Here is a 25,359-nt window from a genome sequence, read left to right as displayed (position 1 = left end):
GACGGAGACTTTCATGATGCGTCCGACGTTTTCATCGTCTTTTTTCTCTTTGAAGTCCGGCTTGTTCCGATGCCTCGCCGTGCTCAGCCTGTCCGTGTTTCTCGCTGCCTGCGGCGGCGGAGGCGGCGACTCCGGCAACAGTTCAGTCAGCAGTGGCGGCAGCTCCGGCAGCGGTAGCGGCAGCGGCGGAAGTGGCAGTGGCGGGAACGTGGGCGGCGCGCCGAACGCGCAGCCGATTGCATCGACGGCTGCGAACACGGTGCCAATCACCGTTGGCCCCGGCGCGCAGAACTTCGTCAATATTCCGAACGTGACCGTGACCGTTTGCGCGCCTGGAACCAGCGTGTGCCAGACCATCGACAACATTCAGGTTGATACCGGCTCGTACGGCCTGCGTCTTGCCAGCGACGCCGCCGCGCAAATCATCACGAACCTGCCGATCAACCAGTCGACGAGCGGCGGCCAGCTCGCGCAGTGCACGCAATTCGCCGATGGCTTCACGTGGGGCACCGTGCGTACCGCCGACGTGAAGATCGGCGGCGAAACGGCGAGCGCCATTCCGATTCAGATCGTAGGCGATCTGGCGAATTCGACGGTTCCGGCATCGGGCTGTATCAATGGCAGCAACGAGAGCACGTCGCGGCAACTCGGCGCGAACGGGATCCTGGGCGTGGGTGTATCGGCGACGGACTGCGGGGCCGCTTGCGCCAACGCCGCGACCAGCAACTACTACTCGTGTCCGTCGGGGACGAATTGCTCGCAAACCGCGGTGGCAGTCGCGAACCAGGTTGTGAATCCCGTGACGAAGTTCGCCGTGGACAACAACGGCGTGATCGTGCAATTGCCGCCGGTGGCGAGCGCGGCTGCGTCGGTGACGGGCACGCTGGTGTTTGGTATCGGGACGCAGAGCAACAACACGCTGACCGGCGCGACGTCCTTCAAATCCTCGGCGTTCGGTAATTTGAGCGGTTCGTACAAAGGCGCGTCGGTGACGACGATCGTCGATTCCGGTTCGAACGGCTTGTTTTTCAACGACACGTCCTTGCCAAATTGCACGACGAGCTTCACGGACTTTTACTGTCCGGCGAGTTCGACGGCGTTGTCCTCGACGGTGATCGGCCAGGACGGCACGTCGGCCACGGTGAACTTCACGGTCGCCAACGCCAAGACGCTGGCCGGCAGCGGCACGAACTACGCGTTGAACGGGCTGGCTGGGAACATCGGTTCGTTCCCGACGCTGTTCGACTTCGGTCTGCCGTTCTTCTTCGGACGTCATGTGTACTTCGGGTTCGGCAACAACGGCAATGCGCCTTTCGTGGCGTTCTGAACTCGCGACGTAAATAAAAAAAGCCCGGCGGATTTTTAGTCTGCCGGGCTTTCTGAGATAGTCACTCCCACCCTGCACGCGGGCTACGCTGTGGGGTGTTTTTGTTTTTAGAGACCGTTGCGCTGGACGTAACACGGGTCGGCATCGATCTCGCAAATTTCGCTACATTCCGCACCCGCAGGCTCGCTGAGCCTGCATACATCGCATGGCCTGAAAATGGAATATTTTTGGGGCATCTTCTCAGTGCAACTGCTCGAAACCACACCTTTCTTCACCCTCATTTCAGATTTTACTGATGGAGGCGAATAGAAGAATAGGGCAGTCTGCAGCCCTCGCACGGGCGATCGTCAATTTACACGTAGCTTGCTTTCCCGCTTTCTACAATTTCCACGATAGGTTGTCCTTGGTCGTTTCAGCGTAACTGTTTAGATCCTCGTTACCTGAACACCTGGGCGCAAATCCATGACCATGACCGTTTCTTATCCTTGGCTCCAGGGAAGCATCCCGCCGGACAACCTCTTCAACAATGTCATGCTGTTCGATGCATCCGGGTTCTCCGACGTCGGCCACGCCGAGCAACTCCCTGCCCGGGTTTGTGAACCCGTGAACTGGGGGCTTCTTGCAAAGACCGCGCTGCCGCGCGTTCTGGAATTGAGCCGCTGCGCTGCCGATGAGTTGGAATGGCTTGAGTACGCCCTGGCAGAACAGAACGCGTTTTCCCAGAGCATGCCGCTCGCGCATGTCGGATTCTGTGCGTGGCTGGATACCGATCAAGATGCAAGCAACACGGCCGATCACCTGCGATATCTGCTGAAAGTGCTGCCGGTTGATCGAGCGAGCGGCCTGCAAGGTTCCGCATCGTTCTGGCGTTTTTACGATCCTCGCATTTTTCCGCATGTGTGCCGCTTGTTGTCGCCGGATCAGTTGGCCTCGCTCATGGGCCCAATTAGCCGCTGGCAGTTTCAGTGGCTGGGGAACTGGTACGAATGCCAGCGAGATGCGCTGATTGAAAGCCCGTTTCCCAAGGCTTTTCCTAAAGCAGAGCGCGACAACACCCTCAATGAAATAAGCCTTGTGCTCTGGACCGAGCTTGAGCGCGCCCCTCAGATCAACCAGATTCTGACGCGACTGGCGTTGCCCGAATCCGTATCGGGCAGCCAGCGTCTTGTCTTGGCCGACCAGGCGCAAAAGGCGCTTGCGATTGCAGACCAGTCGTACTGGCTGGCGGGCGAAGACGCCATCGAGTACGGGTTTTATGCCGTCCGATATGGCCGGGCCTTCACCGGCTTGCCCCAGTTGACCCCTTTGCCGGACCGGAGCATCTGGGATCAAACCCGGTACAGCTTTGATCGGCTCCTGGATGCTGTCCCGGCTAAACAACGGGAACAGCTGGAACACATGCCAGCGCCATACCTCGTTGATGTGCCTGTTCCGTATGGATGACACAGACGGCTGGGTAATCTCCCCTGAGCAATCTCATATCTGAACGCCCTTTCATGTCCACAGAAAAGTCCTGCAATCTTTGCAAAAAAGAAGGCTTGGCCATCATGCCGGTCCGTTACGCTGTCGTCCCCGGCGAGGCTCCGGCCCCGAAGATGTCAGCGCCATTCAGGATTGAAGATGCTCCGAGCGGATTCGGAACAGCCGCGCCCCGCAAGCAGCTGGCGAGCCTGGGTTCCGGGGAAAGCGCCAGCTACACATTGCGGCGCATGCGTGCAGGTTACCTCTACGTTTATAACGAAAAATCCGCCCTCAAACTCCAGGGTTATAGCGTCAGTTCCGGCGGCTATTTCCTGCCTCTGCCGCGGTACACGCTCGCGCCCATGCCGCAAGCGGGTAAAGAGGTCATTCCGTGTAGCGAGACGGGGCACCTGGAGGCTGCGAGTTGCATCACCATTGAACATCCGCAGGAAGCCGTGGAAGTCTGGCTGGCGTTTTCCGATGTGCAGTGGACCGATGCCGTGATCAAGCTGCACATCGAGCGCGCCGACGTACGCAAGCTGCACATGCGCAAGTTCAATGTGGCGGCTTGGGCCAAGGCTCACCCGCTGGGCAAGGGCGCCAAAGGAAGCGACGCCACCGCCGACCACGCCGCACCCATAAATAAACTGGCAGATCATGTGCTGGAATACGCCGATACCAAGGTTCCAGCTCACATACTGAACGGTGTCGCCAAACACGATGCCAAGGCTCAGGAAGCGTTCTGCATGCGTCAGGACAACACCATCCAGAGCGTGGTGATTGCTTTGGATGATCCGGTTGGCATTGCGCAAGACTTGGCAAAACTGCTCGCGGCACGTCGAGAGAAATTTCTCGATACCCAGGTGCCTGAAGGCAAATACCGTCCAAAGGCTGGCGGCTACGCTACCAATTACCGTCACCTGATCGGGCTGGACGGCATGATTGCCACGCTGCACGGCGCGAGCGACAACGCGGCCAAACAGGACGTAAAACAATCGGCGCAATTCAAAACGGACGTATCGCAGGCCTATGCTAACCAAGGGGCCTATTCGAACCCGTTTCCTTCCAAGGCCAGCCTCGATCAGGCGGCCAAGATCAGTCAGAAATTAGACGATTGTTACTTGCCCACCCTGGCTCGGATCAAGGTTGCGCAAGACAAAAAATGGAATGAGTACTTGGCGCGAATCGCCGGACCGTTGCCGGTTGCTTCCTCGTCTTCCGATCAGCAACGCCTCAAAGAAGAACAGACATGGGTGCGGCATCTGGAGATGACTCACTTCGATTCCGCACTGGATCGCTTGAGAGCCATCGAGCAGCATAAAGTCGAGATGCAGCGCAAATATTCTGGCGCAGTGGCGAAGACGGCCATTTCAGCGCGGATTTGGGATCAATGGCACAAAGACCGCGACGCTGCTGCCAACGCGTACGACGCCAAATACACCACAGCGGTGGCGCAGGCTCACGCAGAGTGGATGCAAAGCAACCAGCTCGCCAACAAGCTGGAATGCACGCACGACGCGAACGACCCGAAGAGTGGCGATGTCTACACCGCCATTCTGGCGCGCTGTATCGCGGGCACGGCAGAGGTTCCGGGCTGCGCCGAGGTTTATTTGAACTGGCTCAAAGGCGACATTACCAATAAGAACAACTTGGCCTTGCGTGCCATGGCCTGTAATCAGAAGGCGTTGATAGACGCGTTGACCAGTTCGCCGTTGGCCCCGGCCGAGGTGCCATGGTCGGCGCTGAACAGCACTTATGCCAGCCACTTCAAAGCCTTGCTGGAGCTCACTGCCGACGAAAAATTCCACGCCAGAAAACAGGCTAATACGAAAGTGGCGAATGCGCAGGCAGCTTACGACAAGGCTCAGAAAGACTATCTGAAGATGGTCAGCCTGCAGGCTGCTGTACCGGCTACGGCAGAGCAGCTTGCTCCGGTTGCCGCGGCGCGCGACAAGGTGGATGCGGCCAAAGCCTCTGGCGTGAACGCAACCGCTGCCAGGGCCATGCCGGATAGTGTGTCTTATCTTGTTGCCATGCTAAGCCATTCGCTGACTGGCCTGGCCAACGCTTCACTTGCCGGCATGGCCGCTGCGGCCGGGAACGCCAAACTCAGTCAAGGATTGGTCTTGATGGGCGTGCTCACCCGTGCTCCGGTCGGCGTTCTTGAACTCAAAGGCACGGCCGGAGAAATGTGCCGCACCCTGGCTAGATTCTATGCAGGCATGGTGGCGAGCGCCGCCGAAGCAAACGGCACCAAACTCAGCAAAGGACAACTGGCGCGGCTGGAAGCACAAGCCATGCGTGAAGCCAGAATCAACTACGCCAATGGCAATCTGGCCGGCTTTGGAGCCAACCAAGGCCAGCACATCACCACCCGGATTCTGATCCAGGGCAGCCGGGACCCGGCGCTCGCCACTGCGCTTCAAGTCAGCCAGGATCCGGTGGAACAGATCACCGCCTTGAGCAAAACCACTCGCAGCTTCCGGAGCGTGCAGGATTGGAACGCTTTCAAGCTCGGGCAGGTCAGCCCCAGCATCAGCGCCACGAGTGGTGCAGTCATTGCCCTGTTCGACACCATCATCAAGGGTGCATCGTGGCAACGCCTGCTGAGCGATGAAGCCAAGGCCATGAGCTTTAACCGTGGCGGGACTACGGATATTCGCGTCACCGTCGGGTTGATGGCGTTCGCCGCTGGAGTTGGCAACAACGTGGCGACCGTTGCCGATGCCGCCGCCAAATGGCGCAACCTTTATGCCGTTGGCATGGTGGAGATGCAGAGTGCGCAAAGGCTGTTGGGATTCACCGATAAATTGGTGAAGGGTTTTAGTGTGGTGGGCGCGGTGATTGGGGCGGTGCAGGCGTTGATGGATGCTGTGGATTCTAGGGAAAGCGCAAAACAACAAAAATGGGCCCTCAGAAGGTTACAACTTGCTAGCGGTGTACTGGGAGGGGTGGCGGCTGCTCTGGCGATCTGGGCCGCATTCGCCGAAGCCGCGTTAGCACTTACTCTTACCGGATGGGGTTTGGTTCTCGCTGTAGCATTATTTGCAATTGGCAAAGTGATTGATGCCATCAAAGGCGATGAAATTGCGCAATGGCTGGAGCATTGCTACTGGGGAGCGCTGCCTGATGGGACGCGAACTGAAAATTCAAAGACAGAGCAGGAAGACTTTGAAAAGTTAACCCTGATATCTGCGGAGGTTAATCATGGGTTTATACAGTAAAAGAAAAGAGCGTTTCATTACCGAAGAAGAAGTTAGAAATCGGCTCAGCGTGAAGCAAATTAGTTCCGGAAAACCGCACGCTTCGATGACGGCGATTAGGATGAGTTCAACATACCTAGAGGTTGTAGACGGAAATTTTGATATTAGAGGATATGCCAGCATTTTTTGCTTCTTCTTTCTGAGTCTAGGATTTTATTCGTTTTTTTACGATATTACTCATCTAAATGATTATATCGGTTATGACCCGATTCTTGACCCCATCTTTTCGATCCTTTACTCCGGAGCATTAATAGCGATTGCTATTTTCCTTTCAAGAAAAACGGACGAATGGTTCGGCTACACGCACTACCCGATCCGCCTCGATCGCAAGAACCGCATGGTGTATGTCTATCGTGACAAAGGCACTTATCTCGAAGTCCCGTGGGACAGCACTTTCTTTACCGTTCGCACAATCAAGCAAATAGGCCCGCTTCCCTTTTACGGCATCGCCGGGCTGGTGCTTAAAGATCCTAAAACCGTGCAGGACTGGTTCATCTTTGGCTACAGCTCCGGTACTAAAGAGTATGTCTATCGGTATTGGGAGTTTGTACGTCGGTACATGGAAGATGGCCCACAAGCCGTGGCGGACGCCGATGGCATGCGCTTTTACCTGCCCATCGCCGACAAGCGCGAACCGATTCTGCAAGCCTGGACCGGCATTCGTGCGAGTGACGGCTGGAATCCGCTGTACAAATGGATCATGACGCCGTTCCACATCCTGCAGTTCATTGGCCGCATGTTTAACCGGCTGGTTACTAAAGTCCCACTTTGGCCTGCAGAAGTCGAAGCCGCTTGCAAGATTGAACCGAGTGACCCGTGGGAGCGGGATTCACGGTGCAATCCGGAGGGGTATCGGTGAGCTGTGCGCCACGCAATCCAGCGGGCTTCGGAGTGAGCCGCTCCGAGATACACAAAGGCTCCTTGCTCTAAGTTAATGCGGGTTCAACCGCAAATGTAACAACACCGACGCCGGAAAGGTTTCGGCAAGCGAATTACAACGGCAAGATCGGTACTGTGAAACGGGTTGACCATAGCTTTCTTTGGCCGCGCCATATCTCACTCACCCGCGCGAGGTTTCCTCGGCGCTTTTTCCATCGCCCGGTCGTAGAGCCATCGCGGCACGACGTGCAGTAACGCGCCGGCCACGCGCATCTGCCATGGAAACGTGGCGAAGCGCGTCTTCTTCCCGATGGCATCGGCCGTCTTCCTCGCGAATACATCGGCGTCCATGAGAAAGGGCATCGGATAGGGATTGCGGCGCGTCATTTCTGTGCGGATATATCCCGGCGCGATCGTCACCACCGATACCCCCATTGGCCGCATCTCCACCCGCAGCGCTTCGAGATACTTCAACGCCGCCGACTTCGATGCGCTGTACGCGCCCGATCCCGGCAGCCCACGCACACCCGCCACGCTCGCAATCCCCACAAGCGTCCCACGCCGCCCGGCAACCATCCGCGCGACGAACGGCTCGAACGTCGCGACCATGCCGAAGTAGTTGACGTCCATCACTTCGCGAAACGCATCCAGATCGCCATGACCGGTCAGCGCGCCGCGGCTGATTCCCGCGTTTGCGATGACGACATCGGCGCCGCCATGCAATGCGCAGAAGTCCACGGCTGCGGCAGCGAGGGCTGCGGCATCGCGGACATCCGCAGGATAAATGGAGATCGATGCAGAAGGAAAGCGCGCGGCGAAAGCCGCGAGCGTGTCGCCGCGACGGGCAACGAGGCCAAGCACCGCGCCGCGCCTCAGATATTCTTCGGCGAGCGCGAGTCCAATGCCGCTCGACGCGCCGGTGATGAAAACCCTCAGCCGGGCCGGCGTGTCGTTCGTGGCGGCGTTCACGTCTTTACATCTTCTTCGCGCGAACCTGATTCACGATGAAATCCATCACCTGGATGGTGCCCGGCAGACTGTTCGTGGTCGCCGGACCCGTTTCGTACTTGCCCTGAATCGCGATGGTCGGCACGCCGTCGATCTTGTAGGCATCGAGCAGCTTCTTGTCGCGCTGCAGATTGCTTTGCGTCGAGAACGAGTTGTACGCGTCCATGTATTTCTTCTTGTCCACGCCTTGCGTGGCGAGGAACGTAGCCTGCGCTTCAGGCGTCAGCAGATAGTCCTTCTTCACGTGGATTTCGTTGAACACGGCGGGCGTGAGCTTGTCAGCCAGGCCGAGTGCATCGAGCGCGTGGAACATCTTCGAATGCGGGATGAAGTCGTCGCGGAAGGCAACCGGCACGCGCTTGAACACCACGTCAGGACCTTGCTTCTTGATCCATGCTTCCAGGTACGGGTCGAATTCGTTGCAGTGCGGGCAGCCGTACCACATGAATTCGATCACCTCGATCTTGCCCTGCGCTTCAACCGGCTGCGCTGCCTGCAACACAGTGTAGTCGGTGCCCGCGACAGGCGCGGCCGGCGATGCATGAGCTGCGCTCATGAAGCTCATGGAGCCGGCAGCAAGGCCGAGGGAAAGAGCGAGGGCGCTGAAGAGTTTTTTCATGGTGACCGAGAATGTGCGTGAGAGGCAAAAGGGGAACACACGACGCTTAAGGGAAGCTTAAGGGCCCATGATGACCGGCTGGCCGGTCGCGAACCGCACGCGCCCCGATCGTTCTCAGGGCGCGTGTGGTTCATCGAACTCACTGCTTCGAGAAGCGGATCACGGCGGTATCGACGCCTGCATCGGAGAGCCGTTGGCGCACGTTGTTCATGTCCTCGAACTTCGTGAACGGTCCGATCCGCACGCGGTAATACGTGACGTTGCCGGCATCGCGCTGCGTGACCTTCGACTCGAACCCCTGGAAGCCGAGACGGGCGCGCTGCTGTTCGGCATCGGCCTGGGTCTTGTAGGCGCCGACTTGCAGGAAGTAGCCGGTGTTCACGTCGCCGGGAGCGGGCGGCGTGACCTTCGCCGTCGATGAAGGCTGTGCATCCGCCGGCTTCTTCGCCGTTGCGGCGGTCGATGAACCGTTCGGCGCCGTGGCCGGTGAGGCCGGCTTCGGTGCGGCGGGCTTGGGCGCTACGACCGCGCCGCCTTCACCCGGCGGAACTTCAACGATCTGCGGCTCGTCCTGCACGCCCGACGATTGCGTCTGGTTGTTCGTCTGACCCGGAGCGGTATTCGGCGGCGCGGGCTGTGCGGCTTGCGGCACGGCCTGCCCCGGTGTCTTGCCTTGCAGCGGGCGGTTCGGATCGTAGGGCTGGCCGGTTGCCTGCGCGGAACCCGACTCGCTCGGAGCGGGCGCCACTTTCGCGACGAACGGGGTGGGCGCGCGCGTGATGTACAACGCCACGATCACTGCAATTGCGAGGCCGACAATCAAGCCCAGCACGATACCGAGAAAGGTGCCCCCGGTTTGCTTCGACTGCTTCGACGTGCTGCGTGGTTTTGCCATCGTATGAATCACCTGCAAAAAGTCTTCTGAATGGGCGTCGATTATAACGGCGGCCTCAGGCGCGCCATGGCTCGAACGGTCGCACAACAGGCCGGTTATATCCGGCCCTGTGCCGTAATCACATCTTGACGGGAGCCGATACGCCGATCAGCGCAAGGCCGTTTTCGAGTACTTGCCGCGTGGCGGCCAGCAACGCGATACGCGCGTTACGCACGCCGTCTTCGTCCACCAGCACGCGCTCCGCATTGTAGAACGAGTGGAATTCGCCCGCGAGGTCACGCAAGTAGAAGGCGACGGCGTGCGGCGCGAGTTCGTCGGCGGCGTGCGACAGCATGTCCGGATATTCCGCGAGCTTGTTGAGCAGGGCCATGGCGTGTTCGCTCGAAAGCGGCGTGAGATCGACGCTCGCCAAAGTGGCGAGATCGCCCGCGTAGCGCGTTTTCCAGTCGCCGAGGATCGTGCAAATGCGCGCGTGCGCGTACTGCACGTAATACACCGGGTTCTCGTCGCTTTGCTTGAGCGCCAGGTCGATATCGAAGACGAATTCCGTGTCGGCCTTGCGCGAAATCAGGAAAAAACGCACGGCATCGCGGCCACGGCGGATGGTGTCTTCATCGATCTGATCCGGCGCAACTTCCTCGCCCGGCGTCATGCCACCCGACCATTCGATCAGATCGCGCACCGTCACATAACTGCCCGCGCGCTTCGAGATCTTCACTTCCACGCCGTTGCGCATGACCGTGACCATCTTGTGCAGCACGTAGTCGGGATAGCCCTTCGGAATGCCGATGCCAAGCCCCTGCAGACCTGCACGAACCCGCGCGATAGTGCCGTGATGGTCCGAACCCTGCACGTTGATCACCTTCGTGAAACCGCGCTGCCACTTCGCCACGTGATACGCGACGTCCGGCACGAAGTACGTGTATGTACCGTCCGACTTGCGCATCACGCGGTCTTTGTCGTCGCCGTCGTCGGTCGTGCGCAGCCACAGCGCGCCGTCCTGCTCGTACGTCTTGCCGGCAGCAATCAACGCGTCGACGGTCGACTGGACGCGGCCTTCGTTATACAGCGATGACTCAAGATAAAACTGGTCGAACGCCACGCCGAACGCGGTCAAATCCAGATCCTGTTCGTGACGCAGATACGCAACCGCGAAAACGCGGATGGCGTCGAGGTCATCCACGTCACCTTTCGCGGTCACGGGCGCGCCGTCCTTGGCCGCGACCGTGGCGCCTGCCAAGTAATCACGCGCGATATCCGCAATGTATTCGCCGTTGTACGCGTTCTCGGGCCATTCCTTGTCGCCGGGTTTGAAACCGCGCGCACGCAATTGCGTGGAAGTGGCCAGGTTGCCGATCTGCACGCCGGCATCGTTGTAATAGAACTCGCGATGCACCGCGTTGCCTTGCGTGGCGAGCAGGTTGGCCAGGGCATCGCCGAGCGTGGCCTGACGGCCGTGGCCTACATGCAGCGGCCCGGTCGGATTCGCCGAGACGAATTCGATCAGCACCTGCTTGCCTTCGTCGCGCGTGCTGCGACCGTAATTGACGCCCTCGGCGAGCGCCGCCGGCACCACGGATTGTTTCGCCGATGCCGCCAGCCGCAGATTGATGAAGCCCGGCCCGGCGACTTCCGCCGCTTCGACAAGACCAAGCGCGGCGGGCAGGCTCAACACGGCATCGACGATTTGCTGCGCCAGTTGTCGCGGATTCGCGCGCAGCGGCTTGGCAAGCTGCATGGCGACGTTCGACGCCACGTCTCCATGCGCCGCGACCTTCGGGCGCTCGAGCACGATGGCCGGCGTAACGAAATTCGCTTCCGATGCGCCTTGCGACGCCTGTACAACCTGCTTGACCGCATCGGTCAGCAGCGTTTCGAGGGTAAGTTTTTGTGCGGGCAGCATGCTGATTCTTGATCCGGTGATGTGTTTGTTCGTTCCACGCGCGGGTAATTTCAAACCACGCGCAGGTAAAAAGCGCGACAAACAGAGGTCGGGCAGTCGGTTTGGACCGCCTCGCGCGCATGCGCATGTTCGCGTCTGGAGGCATGGCCGCAGCCGTTCCCGGCGATAACAATAAACCAGGGGTTTGGTATCCGGCGCAACATTTGCTCAGGTAATTCGGGATTTTAGCAGGTGCTAATATGTCGAATCAGGGTCGAGTCGGGGAAAAGAATCAGGAGTTGGAACAATGCGCGGGCGCGCCGGACCGATTGGCTGAACTTCACCGCGCACCTCGCTGAACTGCCGAATACATAGGCAAATACATAGCCGAACAACAGGCCAACAAAAGGAAGGGACCTTGCCATGCTGATCACATTCAAAACCAGCGCTGCACCCGACGTGCAGATGCTCGATAACCTCGCTGACTATTTGCTTGGCATCATCGGAAAACGGCTGGGCGAACGCGGCGTCATTACGCACGACGAGCTGCCGGCATGCATCCAGAAGCTGGAAGCGGCGGTTGCCTTCGACAAGCAGGAACGCGCCGAACACGACGGTCATTTCCACGAAGGCGAAGCCGGCCATGAGCCGCACGAGATTCCCGTGGGATTGTCGCAACGGGCGTATCCATTCCTCGACATGATGCGTCTAGCGCATCAGGCGAATGGCGACATTCTCTGGGGCGTTTGAGCTCCGGTTGCAGCAGGTATTAAGGCAACACATAAAAAACCCCGCAACTGCGGGGTTTTTTGTTCAGATCAATGCAGATTGGCAATCGCTTATTGCGACGCCGCCATATCGCTCATCGGCTTCTTTGCTTTCGCCTTGCGGGGCTTTTTCTTGTGCTCGGTGACCGGCGGCGAGTAGCTCGATGCGGTGCTCGTACTCGCTCCCGTACCGGGCTTGGGGGCCTGCGCAAATGCCGCCGGACTCAACGATGTACACAGCACGGCAACCGCAACGGCTACGATAGGCGTCAGCTTGATCATTTTCGACTTTCTCCGAGACGTTTAAAGAGTGCGTGGCCGTCGCCATGACGACCCTGCGCACACTCCCAAGTGTAAGGAAATCCAAAATAACCGTAACGCACTTCGCCAAAATTGCGCTGTTGTGATTCCCGGTATCAGCTTTAGAGCAACGGTGCGAGCGCGCGCTCGGCATCGTTCTTCGATAAAGCCATACGTTGCGCAAAACTTTCCACCTGATCGTCCGCGATCTTGCCGACCGAAAAGTACGTACTTTCCGGATGCGCGATGTAAAAGCCCGACACGCTCGCCGCCGGCAACATGGCGAGCGACTCGGTCACCGTCATGCCGATCTCGTTGGCCTGCAGGACGTCGAACATGTCCTGCTTGACCAGATGATCCGGGCACGCCGGATAACCCGGCGCCGGACGAATCCCACGATACTTCTCGTCGATCATCGCGGCGTTATCGAGCGTTTCGCCAGCCGCATAACCCCACAATTCGCGACGCACCCGCGCGTGCAGTGCTTCGGCGAAGGCTTCGGCGAAGCGGTCGGCGAGCGCCTTGAGCATGATTGCGCTGTAGTCGTCGTTATCGGCTTCGAACTGCTTTTCCTTTTTCTCGACGCCAAGCCCCGCCGTCACCGCGAACATGCCGATGTAATCCGCCACGCCCGAATCCTTCGGCGCGATGAAATCCGCCAGCGAGCGGTTCGCGCGCTGCACGCCGTCCACGATCGGACGCACCGTTTGCTGACGCAGGTTGCGCCACGTCATGGCGACTTGCGTGCGGGTATCGTCGGTGTAGATTTCGATGTCGTCGTCATTCACCGTATTCGCCGGCAGCAACATCACTACGCCGTTCGCCTGCAGCCAGCGGCCCTGGATGATGCGCGAGAGCATGGACTTGCCATCGGAGAAAACGCGCCGCGCCGACTCACCCACGATCTCGTCATTGAGAATCGCCGGATACGGACCGGCGAGATCCCAGGTCTGGAAAAACGGCGCCCAGTCGATGTAATTCGCCAGATCCGCCAGATCGTAATTCTTGAACACGCGACGCCCGATGAACGTCGGTTTCTTCGGCTGGTAACTCGCCCAGTCGATCTTCGTTTTGTTCGCGCGCGCCTCGGCGTAGGTAACCATTGGCGTGGCCTTGCGGTTCGCGTGCTGCGTGCGGATGCGTTCGTAGTCCGTCTTCAGATCGGCGAGATATTTGGTCGCGCCATCGTCGGATAGCAGGCTCGACGCCACCGACACCGACCGCGATGCATCCGGCACATAAACCACGGGGCCATCGTAGTGCGGCGCGATTTTCACGGCCGTGTGCACGCGCGAGGTCGTTGCGCCCCCAATCAGCAGCGGCGTCTGCTTGCCGCGGAAATAATCGTCGCGCTGCATTTCCGACGCAACGTAGGCCATCTCTTCGAGACTCGGCGTAATCAGCCCCGACAAGCCGATGATGTCGGCGCCTTCCTCCTTCGCCTTCGCCAAAATGGTCGCGCAGGGCACCATCACGCCCATGTTGACCACTTCGAAGTTGTTGCACTGGAGCACGACCGAAACGATGTTCTTGCCGATGTCGTGCACATCGCCCTTCACGGTCGCGATCACGATCTTGCCTTTCGGGCGGACGTCTTCGCCGGCATCGGCCATGCGCTTCTTTTCTTCCTCGATGTACGGAATCAAGTGCGCCACAGCCTGCTTCATCACGCGCGCCGACTTGACCACTTGCGGCAGGAACATCTTGCCCGCGCCGAACAGGTCGCCGACGATGTTCATGCCGTCCATCAGCGGCCCTTCGATCACGTTGATCGGGCGGCCGCCCGCGGCTTCAATGCGCTGACGGACTTCCTCCGTGTCTTCCACGATGAAGTTCGTGATGCCGTGAACGAGCGCGTGGGCAAGGCGTTTATCGACGTCCTGATTGCGCCATTCCAGGTTCTCTTCTTTCTTCGCGGCGCCGGTTTTGAATTTATCGGCGATTTCGAGCAGACGGTCCGTGCCGTCTTCCCGGCGATTCAGCACCACGTCTTCCACGCGTTCGCGCAATTCGGGATCGAGATCCGCGTACACGCCGAGCTGCCCCGCATTCACGATGCCCATGTCCATGCCCGCCTGGATCGCGTGATACAGGAACACGGTATGGATGGCTTCGCGCACCGGATCGTTGCCGCGAAACGAGAACGACACGTTCGACACACCGCCGCTGATCTTGGCGAACGGCAGGTTCTCCTTGATCCAGCGCGTGGCGTTGATGAAGTCGACGGCGTAGTTGTTGTGTTCTTCGATGCCGGTCGCGATCGCGAAAATGTTCGGATCGAAGATGATGTCTTCCGGCGGAAAGCCGACTTCGTTCACGAGGAAATCGTACGAGCGCTTGCAGATTTGCGTCTTGCGTTCGTAGGTATCGGCCTGGCCGTCTTCGTCGAAGGCCATGACGACGGCGGCGGCGCCGTATCGGCGGATCAGCGTGGCGTGATGGCGGAACGCCTCTTCGCCTTCTTTCAGCGAGATCGAGTTCACGATCGCCTTGCCCTGCACGCATTTGAGACCCGCTTCGATCACGTCCCACTTCGACGAATCGATCATGATCGGCACGCGCGAAATGTCCGGTTCGGAGGCGATCAGGTTCAGGAACCGCACCATGGCCGCCTTCGAATCGAGCATGGCTTCGTCCATGTTGATATCGATGATCTGCGCGCCGTTCTCAACCTGTTGCCGCGCGACGGCGAGCGCCTCGTCGAACTGGTTGTTGAGGATCATGCGTGAGAACGCCTTCGATCCCGTCACGTTGGTCCGCTCGCCCACGTTGATGAAGAGCGAACCGTCGGTGACGTTGAACGGCTCGAGGCCGGAAAGGCGCATGGTGTGATCGGTCATGGCTGGGTTTTAGCTTATGGATTCTGGGATTCGGACGGCCAGTGGCTGCGCGCCGATTTGCAGCAGTCGTTCAAACCACTGCCGGAAATGCGGACACTGTTCGCGGATTTTATCGAGCGTGATTTTTATTGCGCTCGCCGGGCCGTGCGTTGTTTTTCTATAGCGCGGACGAAGAATCTCAAGACGTTTTGATGGCGCGGTATGCGGTGAATCGTTGATCCACTCCGGATTCGTTACTTCAGCGCGAACTTTTGCCAGCACCGCGCGATGTTTGTCCCACTCCGGTTCTGCATCGCAAAGCTTGCCGATGTCCGAGAACAACAACGACTCGAACTCGTGAGGCTGGATGTGCGCAATGAAACGCTCCGGGCGGCATCCGACACGCGCGACTATGTCCGCGTGCAGCAAATGCTCGATGTGCGCAGCGCGTTTCGACGGCGCCATGCCGGCAGATTCGGTGACGCCTGCAAAAGACCTGTCGAGTGCGTAGAGGTCGAACATGGTGCTTACGTATGCATCGTTGTGCTCCAGCAGCACGTTTCGGACGGCGCGTCTTGTGCGATCGAGATTGAGTCCGCCGCCGCGATGTCCGCGGGACGTTTCCATGAGCAACGGTTTCGCGAAGATGTTGGATAACCGCAGGACGGGCGCCAGCACGGATTTCACAAAAGCCTCTTCAGTCGGGCCCTCGCCGACGATAAACAAACGCGTCATCGCGATGGTCTCCCGCCCAGCACATTCTGATTCCAGAGTTCACCGAGCGAATAATCTTCGAGCCAACCTTTGAGTTGCTCTGAATCAAGGCGTCGAAACGTAGATGCGCCGTCTTCCCGATCCACGACGACGACATCTTCAGGCTCCATCAAATTCATCAGCTCCACAGATTGAGTGGAGACGATGACCTGCTTGCGTTCGGCCGCGCGCTTCAATAAGTCGGCGAGGATGTTGATCGCATAGGGGTGAAGGCCCAGTTCCGGTTCATCGATAAGAATGGTGTCCGGCATCAAGTCCCACGGCTGCATTAAAAGCGTGCTCAAGCAGATGAAACGAAGCGTGCCGTCGGATAGCGCGTGGGCGTTGAAGACCACGTCTGGCTTTCCCGTCTCCAGCCATTCGAGTTGAACCTGTTTGTTTTCTTCGCGTGCCTGAACGAAATCGTCGAAAAACGGGGCGACGAGTCTGATTGTGTCCACGATCATGCGGTAACTGTCCGGATGGGACGTGCGCAGCATGCCGAGGTAGGCAGCCAGGTTTCCGCCGTCGACTTGCAAGCGCAATGTGTCGAAGGGAGCGTGGAGCTGTTTTACCTTTGCCGTGGCGCCGGTGTCATGGAAGTGGTAGACACGCCAACGATCCATACCCAGACGCACAGATGAAGTGTAGCGGCCACCCGTTTTATCGAACTGAGACTCAGGATGCGGTCCTGCAAAGCCTTCTGTATCGCCTGCAACAAAACTTTCGGTCCGGTTGTAAAGGCCTTCATCTTCAAAAACGAGGCGATTGTCGTTGGTGGGGACCAGAGTGAAGTAATACGAGTCTTGTTCACCGTTGAATTCTGCGTGGATTTCAGACGTTGTTTGCCGTGAGAAATGCAGCAACGCATCTGGCCCCCCCTGCACCACTACGAACAACTGAAACCGCTTTCCTACAATCTCAGCCAGCATCCGGAAGAAGCTAATAAAGTTCGATTTCCCCGCGCCATTGGCCCCAATCAACACGTTCAAGTTACGCAACTCGAAGTCGCGCAATTCACGTATTGACTTGTACCCTGTGATCGTCAGTTTCTTGACGGCGGCCATTGATCAGTTCCAGTAGGAAACCCGCGGAAACAAAACTTCAAACAGTCTCGGCCTCATCTTCACGATAATGCGACGGCCACTTCCTCGGCTTCACATCGGCGAGCGCCTTCGCGATTTCCGCGATATGTTCCGGCGTCGTTCCGCAGCAACCACCCGCAAGATTCACCAACCCGGCTTGCGCAAATTCCTTCAGCAGGTTCGACGTGACGTCCGGGGTTTCATCGAAACCGGTGTCGCTCATGGGGTTGGGCAAACCCGCGTTCGGATAGCACGAAACATACGTATCGCAAAGCTTCGCCAGTTCCGCGATGTACGGCCTCATCAGCGCCGCGCCCAATGCGCAATTCAGGCCGAAGGTCAACGGCCGCGCGTGACGCAGCGAATTCCAGAACGCCTCGACCGTCTGGCCGGACAAGATGCGCCCGGAAGCGTCGGTAACCGTGCCCGAAATCATGATCGGCAACAGTTCGCCCGTATCTTCGAACAACTGGTCGAGCGCAAAAAGCGCAGCCTTTGCATTCAAGGTGTCGAAGATGGTTTCGACCAGGAACAGATCGCAGCCCGCGTCCATCAATGCCTTGGCCTGCGCGTAATACGCCTCGCGCAGTTCGTCGAAGGTGACGTTGCGCGCGGCCGGATCATTCACGTCCGGTGAAATGCTCGCGGTCTTGGGCGTCGGTCCGATCGCGCCCGCGACAAAGCGTGGCTTATCCGGCGTCGAGAACGCATCACATGCTTCACGCGCGAGCTTCGCGGATTGCGCGTTCATTTCGTCCGCGAGCGACTCCATGCCGTAATCGGCCTGGGCGACGGTTGTCGCACCAAACGTGTTCGTTTCGATAATGTCAGCGCCCGCCGCCAGGTATTTGTCGTGAATCTCGCGAATCACATGCGGCTGCGTGATCGACAGCAACTCGTTGTTGCCCTTGATATCGCGGTCATAGTCCGCGAAACGTTCTCCCCGATACGCCGCTTCGTCGAGCTTGTAGCGCTGGATCATGGTGCCCATTGCGCCGTCGAGGATGAGAATGCGCTGCTGCAAAAGGGCAGGCAAAACGGCGCCGCGCGTGTACGGGCGGCGTTCGGCGGCTGACTTCGGGGCAGGGGACGGATTCATGACGGACATGGCTCCAAACAGGCTTAAATAGCCCAGCATTGTATCTGTAGTAGGGCACAAACGCTTTTTAACGACACTTTCGCAAAACGCTGCGAAGAACAAAAAACCCCGCCACAAAAAGTGACGGGGTTTTGAGGGGTGTCGCGGTGTTCGTGCTGCTCAGCCGGGTTACAGCGTTTAGTGAAGGATCACCGGCTGGTTCATCAATATGTCGAATTGGCCGAGAAACTCATCGACATCTTCAAGTGATTGCTCTTCCTGCATCAACTTCTGAACATGTTCGCGGAATCGAGCCGCAAGCGCGCCGTCGATAAAGATTTCGCGTTGCATGGTCTTGTCCACGATCTCGTAGCCGCCGGCTTTCATCGCGAGATGATTGTCCTGCGGCGGGAACTCGACTACGCAATAGTTGGGGCTGTTGTAAATCATCTGCATGGCGACACTCCTTATTCCTGTTTGCCCGTAAGGCGTTTCTGCGTCTTACATTGAGCGTTTGGGTTGGAATTCAAGGGGTGGCCTCGACGTTGATTCCGAAAGCCCATCGAGGACCTTTGTTAGACATTCTCCCGCAAAAATGTTTCCAGAAGAGCCACGAAACGCAGTGTTTCTTCTACCGGGGACAGATGTGCCGCGTCAAGTATTTCAAGTTTTGCATCAAGGTATGAATCTGCCACCACTTTCGGCGGCGACGACGGTAAAACAACCTGCATTCCATATAACAACGAGCCGGGCGCCTCTATCGTTGACGTTCCAGCAACCATCCAGCCAACATTCCCGCCTCTTCAGGATGCGCTTTCCGTACCGCTTTGTCAGAAGACTTTGTACTGTTTCGTCCACGATACCCGACGTGCCGTTTTGCCGCACGTTCGCTGCACATCTAACAACGATAAATCTCTCGAACGCTTCGTTGTACAGCCCACTTGTTTGAACCCGTCCGCGTACCTTTTTAACGGATACATCTGCTGCAATCTTTAACCCGTTTGAATTCGCTGCGCTTGCATGCGACGTGCTGCGGGTCAAGGCTTGTCGGGCGCGGGCGCGACGGGTGCTGCATCTTGTGACGCATCCGCCGTGCCCGCACTCGGCGCGGGTGTTGGCGGCTGGAGTTTGCCGCGCCAAAGCAGTTCCATCTGCAAGCCGTTCGGCTCGGTTTGCACAATGCGAACCGGCAACCATCCAATCGATGGCGCTAGCCAGATATCGAGACGGCGACGGTCGCCATCGCGTCTTGCCAGGCGGGTGAAATGGCGTGCCTGAACATTGCCGTCACGGGCCTGGACGTTTTCGTCGCCGACGGTTTCTATCGGCCAGATCTCGTTGCTGTCGTTGTCGGCAACGCTGAACTGGCGCACGACACCGGGTTTATAGGTATCGGGCGAACCGCGCACCAGGCTGGCAAGTTGCATGACGACGCTGAAACGATCCTGCGCGCCGTCGGCGAGCGGCTGGCTGTTCGGCGTGCGCGTGTAGACGAGTTGTTTCGTGGTGCGATCGAAGACCGTAATGTCGGCCGCACGACGGCCGCGCTGTTCGGAGTATTGCTCGGGCGCGATGCCGAAGCCATCGATATGACCCTTGCTCGAATACACATACGGTCCAACGAACGGCAATGGAATCGATACGACCATCTCGTAGTGTTGCGCGCTATTGATCCAGTGGATCGTGCCGGTCTGGTTCATGACGCCGTTGATGAGCGTGTCGTAGCGAAGCTCGCCCGTGGGCGGGACGTCGAACTTGTCGCCGGAAGCAACTGCTTTTGCAACTGCGGCCGATGCTGCCTGGGCGGCGGCTGCATCGCTGGCTGCTTTTGCTGCGGCCTGAGCGGATTGCGCGGCTTGCTGGGCTTGATCTGCTTGTGCCGCCGCAACGGCTGCTGCCTCAGCGGCCTGTGCAGTTTGCTGCGTTGTCGTGATGGCGCGAGTTGGTTGTGTAGCGGGATGCAACGCGGGCGCGGGCTTAGGCGGCGGCACAGCAGGCGCCGGTGCTTGCGCCACCGGCTTGGGCGTCAGCAGTTCGACCTGCACGGGAACATGCTCGGCCGGCACGGGATTCGACACGTTCCGGCTCATGTCCACCCAGCGTCCCGCGACCCAATGCAGGGCCAGAACCGCAAGCAGTACGGCGATCCACAAGGTCCATCGGAAGGACGGAGCGGCGGATGAATCATCGGACGATGCACCGGATATGGCGCGGCGGCGGCGAAGCGGGGAAAACGGCATCAATTAGGTCGGAAGCGTTCAAGCACGTGAAAGCCACGCATGGAAGGACAGTTTCATGTTGCTGGTGTTGCTCACGATGCATTAGCGAGCACGATTGCAATGTGACTCGCGCGAGGCTCGCGGCGTTCCGTTCGCGTCAAACAACGGGATGGCTCAAATATTACCGTTCCCCCGCTTTGTACCCGAGTTCGTAAGAAAGCTGATTGGCGCAGTCGCGCAATGCAGTATCAATTTCGCCGCCCCAGCGGGTATCGAATGATCCTTCGTGACCGAGCGCTATCAGCCCAAGCGCCAGGTCGCCGGTCGAATCGAATACCGGCATGCAGAACGCGTGGATTCCCGGCAGCAACATGCCTTCCACGCGCGACGCGCCGTGCGCGCGGATATCGGCGAGATGGGGTTCTATGTCAGCCATGGTCCGGCGCGTGGCGGCGAGTTCGCGATCGAGCATGACCTGCGTCTTGCTGCGCGGCAGGCACGCGGCAAACAGCAAACCGGTAGCCGATGACAACAGCGGCATCACATCGCCGAGCTTCAACGACGCCTTCGCCGGATGACTCGATTCCATCCAGTGCACGACCGTCGGGCCCTGATTGCCCCACACCGCGATACCCACCGTCTGGTCCAGCTGGTCGCGCAAACTGTTCAACGCAATGCGCGCGAGCTTCACGCCATCAACGCGGGCAAGGCGCGCCAAACCCATCTGCAACGCAAAGCCGCCGAGTTCGTAGCGGCCCGAAACCGGATCCTGCGATACCGCGCCGAGCCGCAGGAAACTCACCAGATACCGGTGCGCCTTCGCCGGACTCATGCCCGCGCGCTGGGCGAGATCGCGCAGCATCATGGCGCGGGGTTCGTTGGTCAGCACGTCCAGGAGGCGAAACCCGACCTCGATCGATTGAATGCCGGAACGCGATTTTTCCTCGGCAGTGTCCGCTAAATCTTCTGCATCGGATTGTTCGAACTCGGGCGAAGCAGGTGAAGAGGACGATACTGGACGGCTGGAAGATGGCATGAAGAAATCGTTTCCGGCGCAAACCGGTTGGTAAAAACGAGGTTGAACGCGATTCACCATCGTAAAATAGATTTCCTCTATCGTCACTAAACGTCGAAACGCTCTATGAAACTTGCCACGCTGAAGGACGGAACACGCGACGGCCAGCTGGTCGTCGTATCGCGCGATCTGCGCACGGCGGCCATCGCTGACGCAATCGTGCCGACGCTGCAACGCGCGCTGGACGACTGGAACTTCTACGCGCCGCAATTGCTCGATTTGTCCGATGCGCTGAATCAGGGTCGCGCGCGCCATTCGTTTTCGTTCGATGCCAAAGCCTGCATGGCGCCGCTTCCGCGCGCGTTCCAATGGGCCGACGGCTCGGCATACGTGAACCACGTCGAGCTCGTCCGGCGCGCCCGCAAAGCGGAAATGCCGCCCGAATTCTGGACCGACCCGCTGATGTACCAGGGCGGCGCGGACGATTTGCTGGGGCCAACGGACGACATCGTGTGTGCATCGGAGGCTTATGGGATCGACTTCGAGGCCGAGGTCGCCGTGATCACCACCGACGTCCCGATGACCGCCACCCCCGCCGATGCGCTCAAGCACGTGCGCCTGCTGATGCTCGTCAACGACGTCTCGTTGCGCAACCTGATCCCTGCGGAATTGGGCAAGGGTTTCGGTTTCTTCCAGAGCAAACCCGCCACGGCGTTCTCGCCGGTTGCGGTCACGCCCGACGAACTCGGCGATGCGTGGAGCGAAGGCCGCGTGCATCGGCCGATGATCGTTCACTGGAACAACAAGAAAGTCGGCCAGCCGGATTGCGGCACGGACATGGTGTTCAACTTCGGCCAGTTGATCGCGCACGCGGCCAAGACGCGCAACGTGCGAGCGGGATCGATCGTGGGTTCCGGCACGATCTCGAACAAGGACGCCAGGCGCGGGTATGCGTGCATCGCGGAAAAGCGCTGCCTGGAGACCATCGAGCACGGCGCGCCCGCGACCGAGTTCATGAAGTTCGGCGACAGCGTCAAGATCGAAATGTTCGATGACGCCGGCAAGTCGATCTTCGGCGCCATCGATCAATCGGTGGTCGCGCTTCACGAGCAGTCAGGCGCATAAAGGGCCGCCCTGCATGGGGGTAACGGGTTTCGCCCGATGCGCCCTAATGCCGCGCCGCCCTACACTTAGCCGCATTGTCCATAACAAGGAGATTTCAATGCATTCAGGCGGGGGATGGGGCGGGGCGTTCACGCGGTGGGCGGCAGCAAGTGCATTGATCACGCTTTCGGCGGCAACGTGGGCGCAGACGCCGCACGTGAAGATCGGGCTGGTGTTGTCGCTGACGGGACCGGCCGCGTCGCTCGGCATTCCGGCGCGCGATACGGTTGCGTTGTTGCCGAAGGAAATGGGCGGACGTCCGGTGGATTACATCGTTCTCGACGATGCATCGGACACCACGCAAGCCGTCCAGACCACGAAGAAGCTCATCTCCGAAGATCATGTGGACGCGATCATCGGGTCATCGATCACGCCGAATTCGCTCGCAATGATCGATGTCGTCGCCGATGGCAAGACGCCCATGATTTCGCTCGCGTCGTCATCGAAGATCATCGAGCCCGTCGACGCCAAGCGCCATTGGGTCTTCAAGACGCCGCAAACCGACGCAATGATGGCCTCCGCCATCGCCGAACATGCCAGCAACCATGGCGTCAAATCGATGGCGTTCATCGGCCAGGCCGACGCGCTTGGGGAGACGTTCTACGCGGAAGTATCGAAGTTCGCGCAGCTTCACAAGATCACGATGGTCGCCAACGAGCGCTTCAACCGCACGGACACGAGCGTGACCGGACAAGTGCTGAAGATCCTTGCGGCGAAGCCCGACGCGGTAGTGGTGGGCGCGGCGGGAACGCCGGCCGCGTTGCCGCCGAAGACCTTGCGCGAACGCGGTTTCAAGGGCCCGATCTACCATAATCACGGCACGGGAAATCGAGATTTCCTGCGCGTCTGTGGCGCCGATTGCAACGGCACTTTCCTGCCGACAAGCCCGGTTCTCGTCGCGTCGCAATTGCCCGATGATCATCCGGCCAAACGTCTCGCGCTCGACTACATCAAGCTCTATGAAACGAAGTACGGCGCGGGTACGGTATCGGCGTTCGGTTCGTACGCGTGGGACGCGGGCATGTTGCTGAACCGGGCGGTGCCCATCGCGATGAAAGCCGGCGCGCCGGGTACGCCCGAATTCCGCACGGCCTTGCGCGATGCGCTGGAAAACACGAAGAATTTCTCTGACACGAACGGCCAGGTCAACATGACGGCGAACGATCATATCGGCCTGGATCAGCGGGCTCGGGTGATCGCGGAAATCGAGAACGGCAAGTGGGTCTATCAACCGCGCTGACAAACTAAAACCATGAGCGATCTTTCTCTCTACGCGCACTACACGTCGCTGGAATTGCGCCGGCATGATCACGGCGTGCTCGAAATCATCATGAACGGCGCCGGTGCGAACAAAAGCGGCCTCGCTACTGCGGACGCGAATACGCATCGCGAACTCGCCGATATCTGGCGTGATATAGATCGTGATCCGGACACGCGCGTGGCGTTGATTCGCGGCGAGGGGAAAGGGTTTTCCGGTGGCGGCGACCTGCATCTGGTGGAACAGATGGCATCCGACTTCGATGTCCGCGCCCGTGTCTGGCGCGAGGCGCGCGATCTCGTCTACAACGTGATCAATTGCAGCAAGCCGATCGTCTCCGCCATGCACGGCCCGGCAGTCGGCGCGGGCCTGGTCGCGGGGCTGCTTGCGGATATTTCGGTTGCGGCGAAAACGGCGCGCATTATCGATGGCCATACGCGGCTCGGCGTCGCCGCCGGCGATCATGCTGCAATCGTGTGGCCGTTGCTGTGCGGCATGGCGAAGGCGAAGTATTACTTGCTGCTGTGCGAACCTGTCAGTGGCGAAGAGGCGGAGCGGATCGGGCTGGTGTCGCTGGCGGTGGACGAGAGCGAGTTGCTGCCGAAAGCGTTCGAAGTCGCGAATCGCCTGGCGCAAGGTTCGCAAACGGCCATACGCTGGACCAAGTATGCGTTGAACAACTGGTTGCGATCGGCGGGCCCCGCCTTCGATACTTCCCTCGCGCTCGAATTCATGGGCTTTGCCGGACCTGATGTGCAGGAAGGCATCAAGTCGCTGCGCGAAAAGCGCGCGCCGGATTTCCCGGGCGGTTCGCCGTTCTGATCTGTTTTCTCATATATTTCCTGCAGCAAAGGAGCCCATTTTCATGACCGATACACCCAGCGGCACGCCGCCCTTTGGAAGTTTCCCCGGCATGTCCGGATTTCCTCAGGGCGACATGATGGAAAAGATGTGGGACATGATGAAGATGAACCCGTTCGCGGCGGCGGTATCGTCGAGTGGATCGCCTTCGCTTTCCATGATGTCGGACATGCTCGCGCCGCTGACGAACGTCGAGGAACTCGATAAACGCATCAAGGACATGCGCGCCGTCGAGCAATGGCTGAAGCTCAACCTGAACATGTTGCAATCGGCAATTCAGGCGCTCGAAGTGCAACGCGCGACGCTTGCCACGCTGCGTGCGTTCGGCGCGTTCGCGCAGTCATCGGTGGATAGCGCGAAGAATGCGGGCGCGGCAAGTGCGGCGAGTGCAGCGGCGGGGGCTTGGCCGGCGCCGCCTGTGAAGGACGAACAGCCCGCGCCGGAGCCGGAAACAACCGAAGAAACCAGCGCGAACGACGCTTCGTTCGATCCCACCGGCTGGTGGAACATGCTCCAGTCGCAATTCAACAATCTGGCGACAATGGCGATGGCGCAGCAACCGGGATCGGCTGAGACAACGAACGAAGACGCCGAACCGCCAAAAGCCGCTGCGCCCAAAGCGCCGAGAAAAACCGCTGCGAAGAAATCGGCCACGGCCAAACCGGCGGCGAAAAAAAAGCCGCTGTGAAGCGGCATTGATTCAAAG

General features: G+C 59.2%; 21 protein-coding genes. 9 read left to right on the top strand and 12 right to left on the bottom strand.

Annotation, left to right across the window (positions count from 1 at the left end):
* Positions 1-13: 13 nt before the first annotated feature.
* The 4 genes from HB633_RS23085 to HB633_RS23070 all read left to right on the top strand — a co-directional run bounded on the left by HB633_RS23085 (position 14) and on the right by HB633_RS23070 (position 6,910).
* A complete protein-coding gene (locus HB633_RS23085; protein WP_346730350.1) occupies positions 14-1,327 on the top strand; it encodes a DUF3443 domain-containing protein in 1,314 nt (437 codons plus the stop codon).
* Between the two features lie 462 nt (positions 1,328-1,789).
* Positions 1,790-2,770, top strand: a complete 981-nt coding sequence (locus HB633_RS23080; protein WP_213780446.1) for a DUF4123 domain-containing protein — start codon at positions 1,790-1,792, stop codon at positions 2,768-2,770.
* 53 nt (positions 2,771-2,823) lie between these two features.
* A complete protein-coding gene (locus HB633_RS23075) occupies positions 2,824-6,012 on the top strand; it encodes a T6SS effector BTH_I2691 family protein (protein WP_213780445.1) in 3,189 nt (1,062 codons plus the stop codon).
* Complete coding sequence (locus tag HB633_RS23070) at positions 5,996-6,910, top strand: DUF6708 domain-containing protein (RefSeq protein WP_213780444.1); 915 nt, start codon at positions 5,996-5,998, stop codon at positions 6,908-6,910. The genes HB633_RS23075 and HB633_RS23070 overlap by 17 nt, the downstream gene beginning before the upstream one ends.
* A gap of 197 nt (positions 6,911-7,107) precedes the next feature.
* Here HB633_RS23070 and HB633_RS23065 read toward each other — a convergent pair whose 3' ends face one another.
* The 4 genes from HB633_RS23065 to argS all read right to left on the bottom strand — a co-directional run bounded on the left by HB633_RS23065 (position 7,108) and on the right by argS (position 11,355).
* Entirely contained in the window at positions 7,108-7,899 is a 792-nt protein-coding gene (locus HB633_RS23065) for an SDR family oxidoreductase (RefSeq protein ID WP_213780443.1), read from the bottom strand.
* Between the two features lie 4 nt (positions 7,900-7,903).
* Positions 7,904-8,557 (bottom strand): thiol:disulfide interchange protein DsbA/DsbL, encoded by a 654-nt coding sequence (locus tag HB633_RS23060; protein ID WP_213780442.1) that lies wholly within the window; start codon positions 8,555-8,557, stop codon positions 7,904-7,906.
* Between the two features lie 139 nt (positions 8,558-8,696).
* Entirely contained in the window at positions 8,697-9,452 is a 756-nt protein-coding gene (locus tag HB633_RS23055) for an SPOR domain-containing protein (RefSeq protein WP_213780441.1), read from the bottom strand.
* Between the two features lie 118 nt (positions 9,453-9,570).
* Complete coding sequence (gene argS, locus HB633_RS23050; protein ID WP_213780440.1) at positions 9,571-11,355, bottom strand: arginine--tRNA ligase; 1,785 nt, start codon at positions 11,353-11,355, stop codon at positions 9,571-9,573.
* A gap of 402 nt (positions 11,356-11,757) precedes the next feature.
* On the opposite strand from argS, the gene HB633_RS23045 reads away from it, so the two are divergent.
* Positions 11,758-12,084: a DUF1840 domain-containing protein gene (locus HB633_RS23045; RefSeq protein WP_213780439.1), complete on the top strand. Its 327-nt coding sequence runs from the start codon at positions 11,758-11,760 to the stop codon at positions 12,082-12,084.
* Positions 12,085-12,173: 89 nt separating this feature from the next.
* On the opposite strand, the gene HB633_RS23040 is transcribed toward HB633_RS23045, so the two are convergent.
* The 8 genes from HB633_RS23040 to HB633_RS23005 form a co-directional block, all read right to left on the bottom strand.
* Complete coding sequence (locus tag HB633_RS23040; protein WP_213780438.1) at positions 12,174-12,383, bottom strand: hypothetical protein; 210 nt, start codon at positions 12,381-12,383, stop codon at positions 12,174-12,176.
* A gap of 140 nt (positions 12,384-12,523) precedes the next feature.
* Entirely contained in the window at positions 12,524-15,241 is a 2,718-nt protein-coding gene (gene metH / locus HB633_RS23035) for a methionine synthase (protein WP_213780437.1), read from the bottom strand.
* Positions 15,242-15,250: 9 nt separating this feature from the next.
* The gene (locus HB633_RS23030) at positions 15,251-15,955 is read right to left on the bottom strand and encodes a DUF4276 family protein (protein ID WP_213780436.1); all 705 of its coding nucleotides are present in this window, start codon (positions 15,953-15,955) and stop codon (positions 15,251-15,253) included.
* Positions 15,952-17,040: an AAA family ATPase gene (locus HB633_RS23025; protein ID WP_213780435.1), complete on the bottom strand. Its 1,089-nt coding sequence runs from the start codon at positions 17,038-17,040 to the stop codon at positions 15,952-15,954. The genes HB633_RS23030 and HB633_RS23025 overlap by 4 nt, the downstream gene beginning before the upstream one ends.
* A 37-nt stretch (positions 17,041-17,077) precedes the next feature.
* Positions 17,078-18,157, bottom strand: coding sequence for a homocysteine S-methyltransferase family protein (locus HB633_RS23020; protein WP_213780434.1), 1,080 nt, complete (start codon positions 18,155-18,157; stop codon positions 17,078-17,080).
* Positions 18,158-18,334: 177 nt separating this feature from the next.
* Entirely contained in the window at positions 18,335-18,592 is a 258-nt protein-coding gene (locus tag HB633_RS23015) for a DUF3567 domain-containing protein (protein ID WP_056358215.1), read from the bottom strand.
* 581 nt (positions 18,593-19,173) lie between these two features.
* Positions 19,174-20,376, bottom strand: coding sequence for a DUF3108 domain-containing protein (locus HB633_RS23010; RefSeq protein ID WP_213780433.1), 1,203 nt, complete (start codon positions 20,374-20,376; stop codon positions 19,174-19,176).
* A gap of 160 nt (positions 20,377-20,536) precedes the next feature.
* Positions 20,537-21,391, bottom strand: a complete 855-nt coding sequence (locus tag HB633_RS23005) for an IclR family transcriptional regulator (protein ID WP_255581075.1) — start codon at positions 21,389-21,391, stop codon at positions 20,537-20,539.
* Positions 21,392-21,496: 105 nt separating this feature from the next.
* Between HB633_RS23005 and HB633_RS23000 the strand changes: the two genes are divergently transcribed.
* The 4 genes from HB633_RS23000 to HB633_RS22985 all read left to right on the top strand — a co-directional run bounded on the left by HB633_RS23000 (position 21,497) and on the right by HB633_RS22985 (position 25,341).
* Positions 21,497-22,495 (top strand): fumarylacetoacetate hydrolase family protein, encoded by a 999-nt coding sequence (locus HB633_RS23000; protein ID WP_213780431.1) that lies wholly within the window; start codon positions 21,497-21,499, stop codon positions 22,493-22,495.
* Between the two features lie 97 nt (positions 22,496-22,592).
* Entirely contained in the window at positions 22,593-23,774 is a 1,182-nt protein-coding gene (locus tag HB633_RS22995) for an ABC transporter substrate-binding protein (protein WP_255581074.1), read from the top strand.
* A 12-nt stretch (positions 23,775-23,786) separates the two neighbouring features.
* The gene (locus tag HB633_RS22990; protein ID WP_213780429.1) at positions 23,787-24,614 is read left to right on the top strand and encodes an enoyl-CoA hydratase/isomerase family protein; all 828 of its coding nucleotides are present in this window, start codon (positions 23,787-23,789) and stop codon (positions 24,612-24,614) included.
* A gap of 43 nt (positions 24,615-24,657) precedes the next feature.
* A complete protein-coding gene (locus HB633_RS22985) occupies positions 24,658-25,341 on the top strand; it encodes a PhaM family polyhydroxyalkanoate granule multifunctional regulatory protein (RefSeq protein ID WP_213780428.1) in 684 nt (227 codons plus the stop codon).
* Positions 25,342-25,359: the final 18 nt, after the last annotated feature.

The sequence above is a fragment of the Caballeronia sp. dw_276 genome, from assembly GCF_018449635.1.
Lineage (GTDB): Bacteria > Pseudomonadota > Gammaproteobacteria > Burkholderiales > Burkholderiaceae > Caballeronia.
The sequence above is the reverse complement of the archived record's forward strand: the minus strand, read 5'-3'. Positions and strand labels throughout refer to the sequence as shown.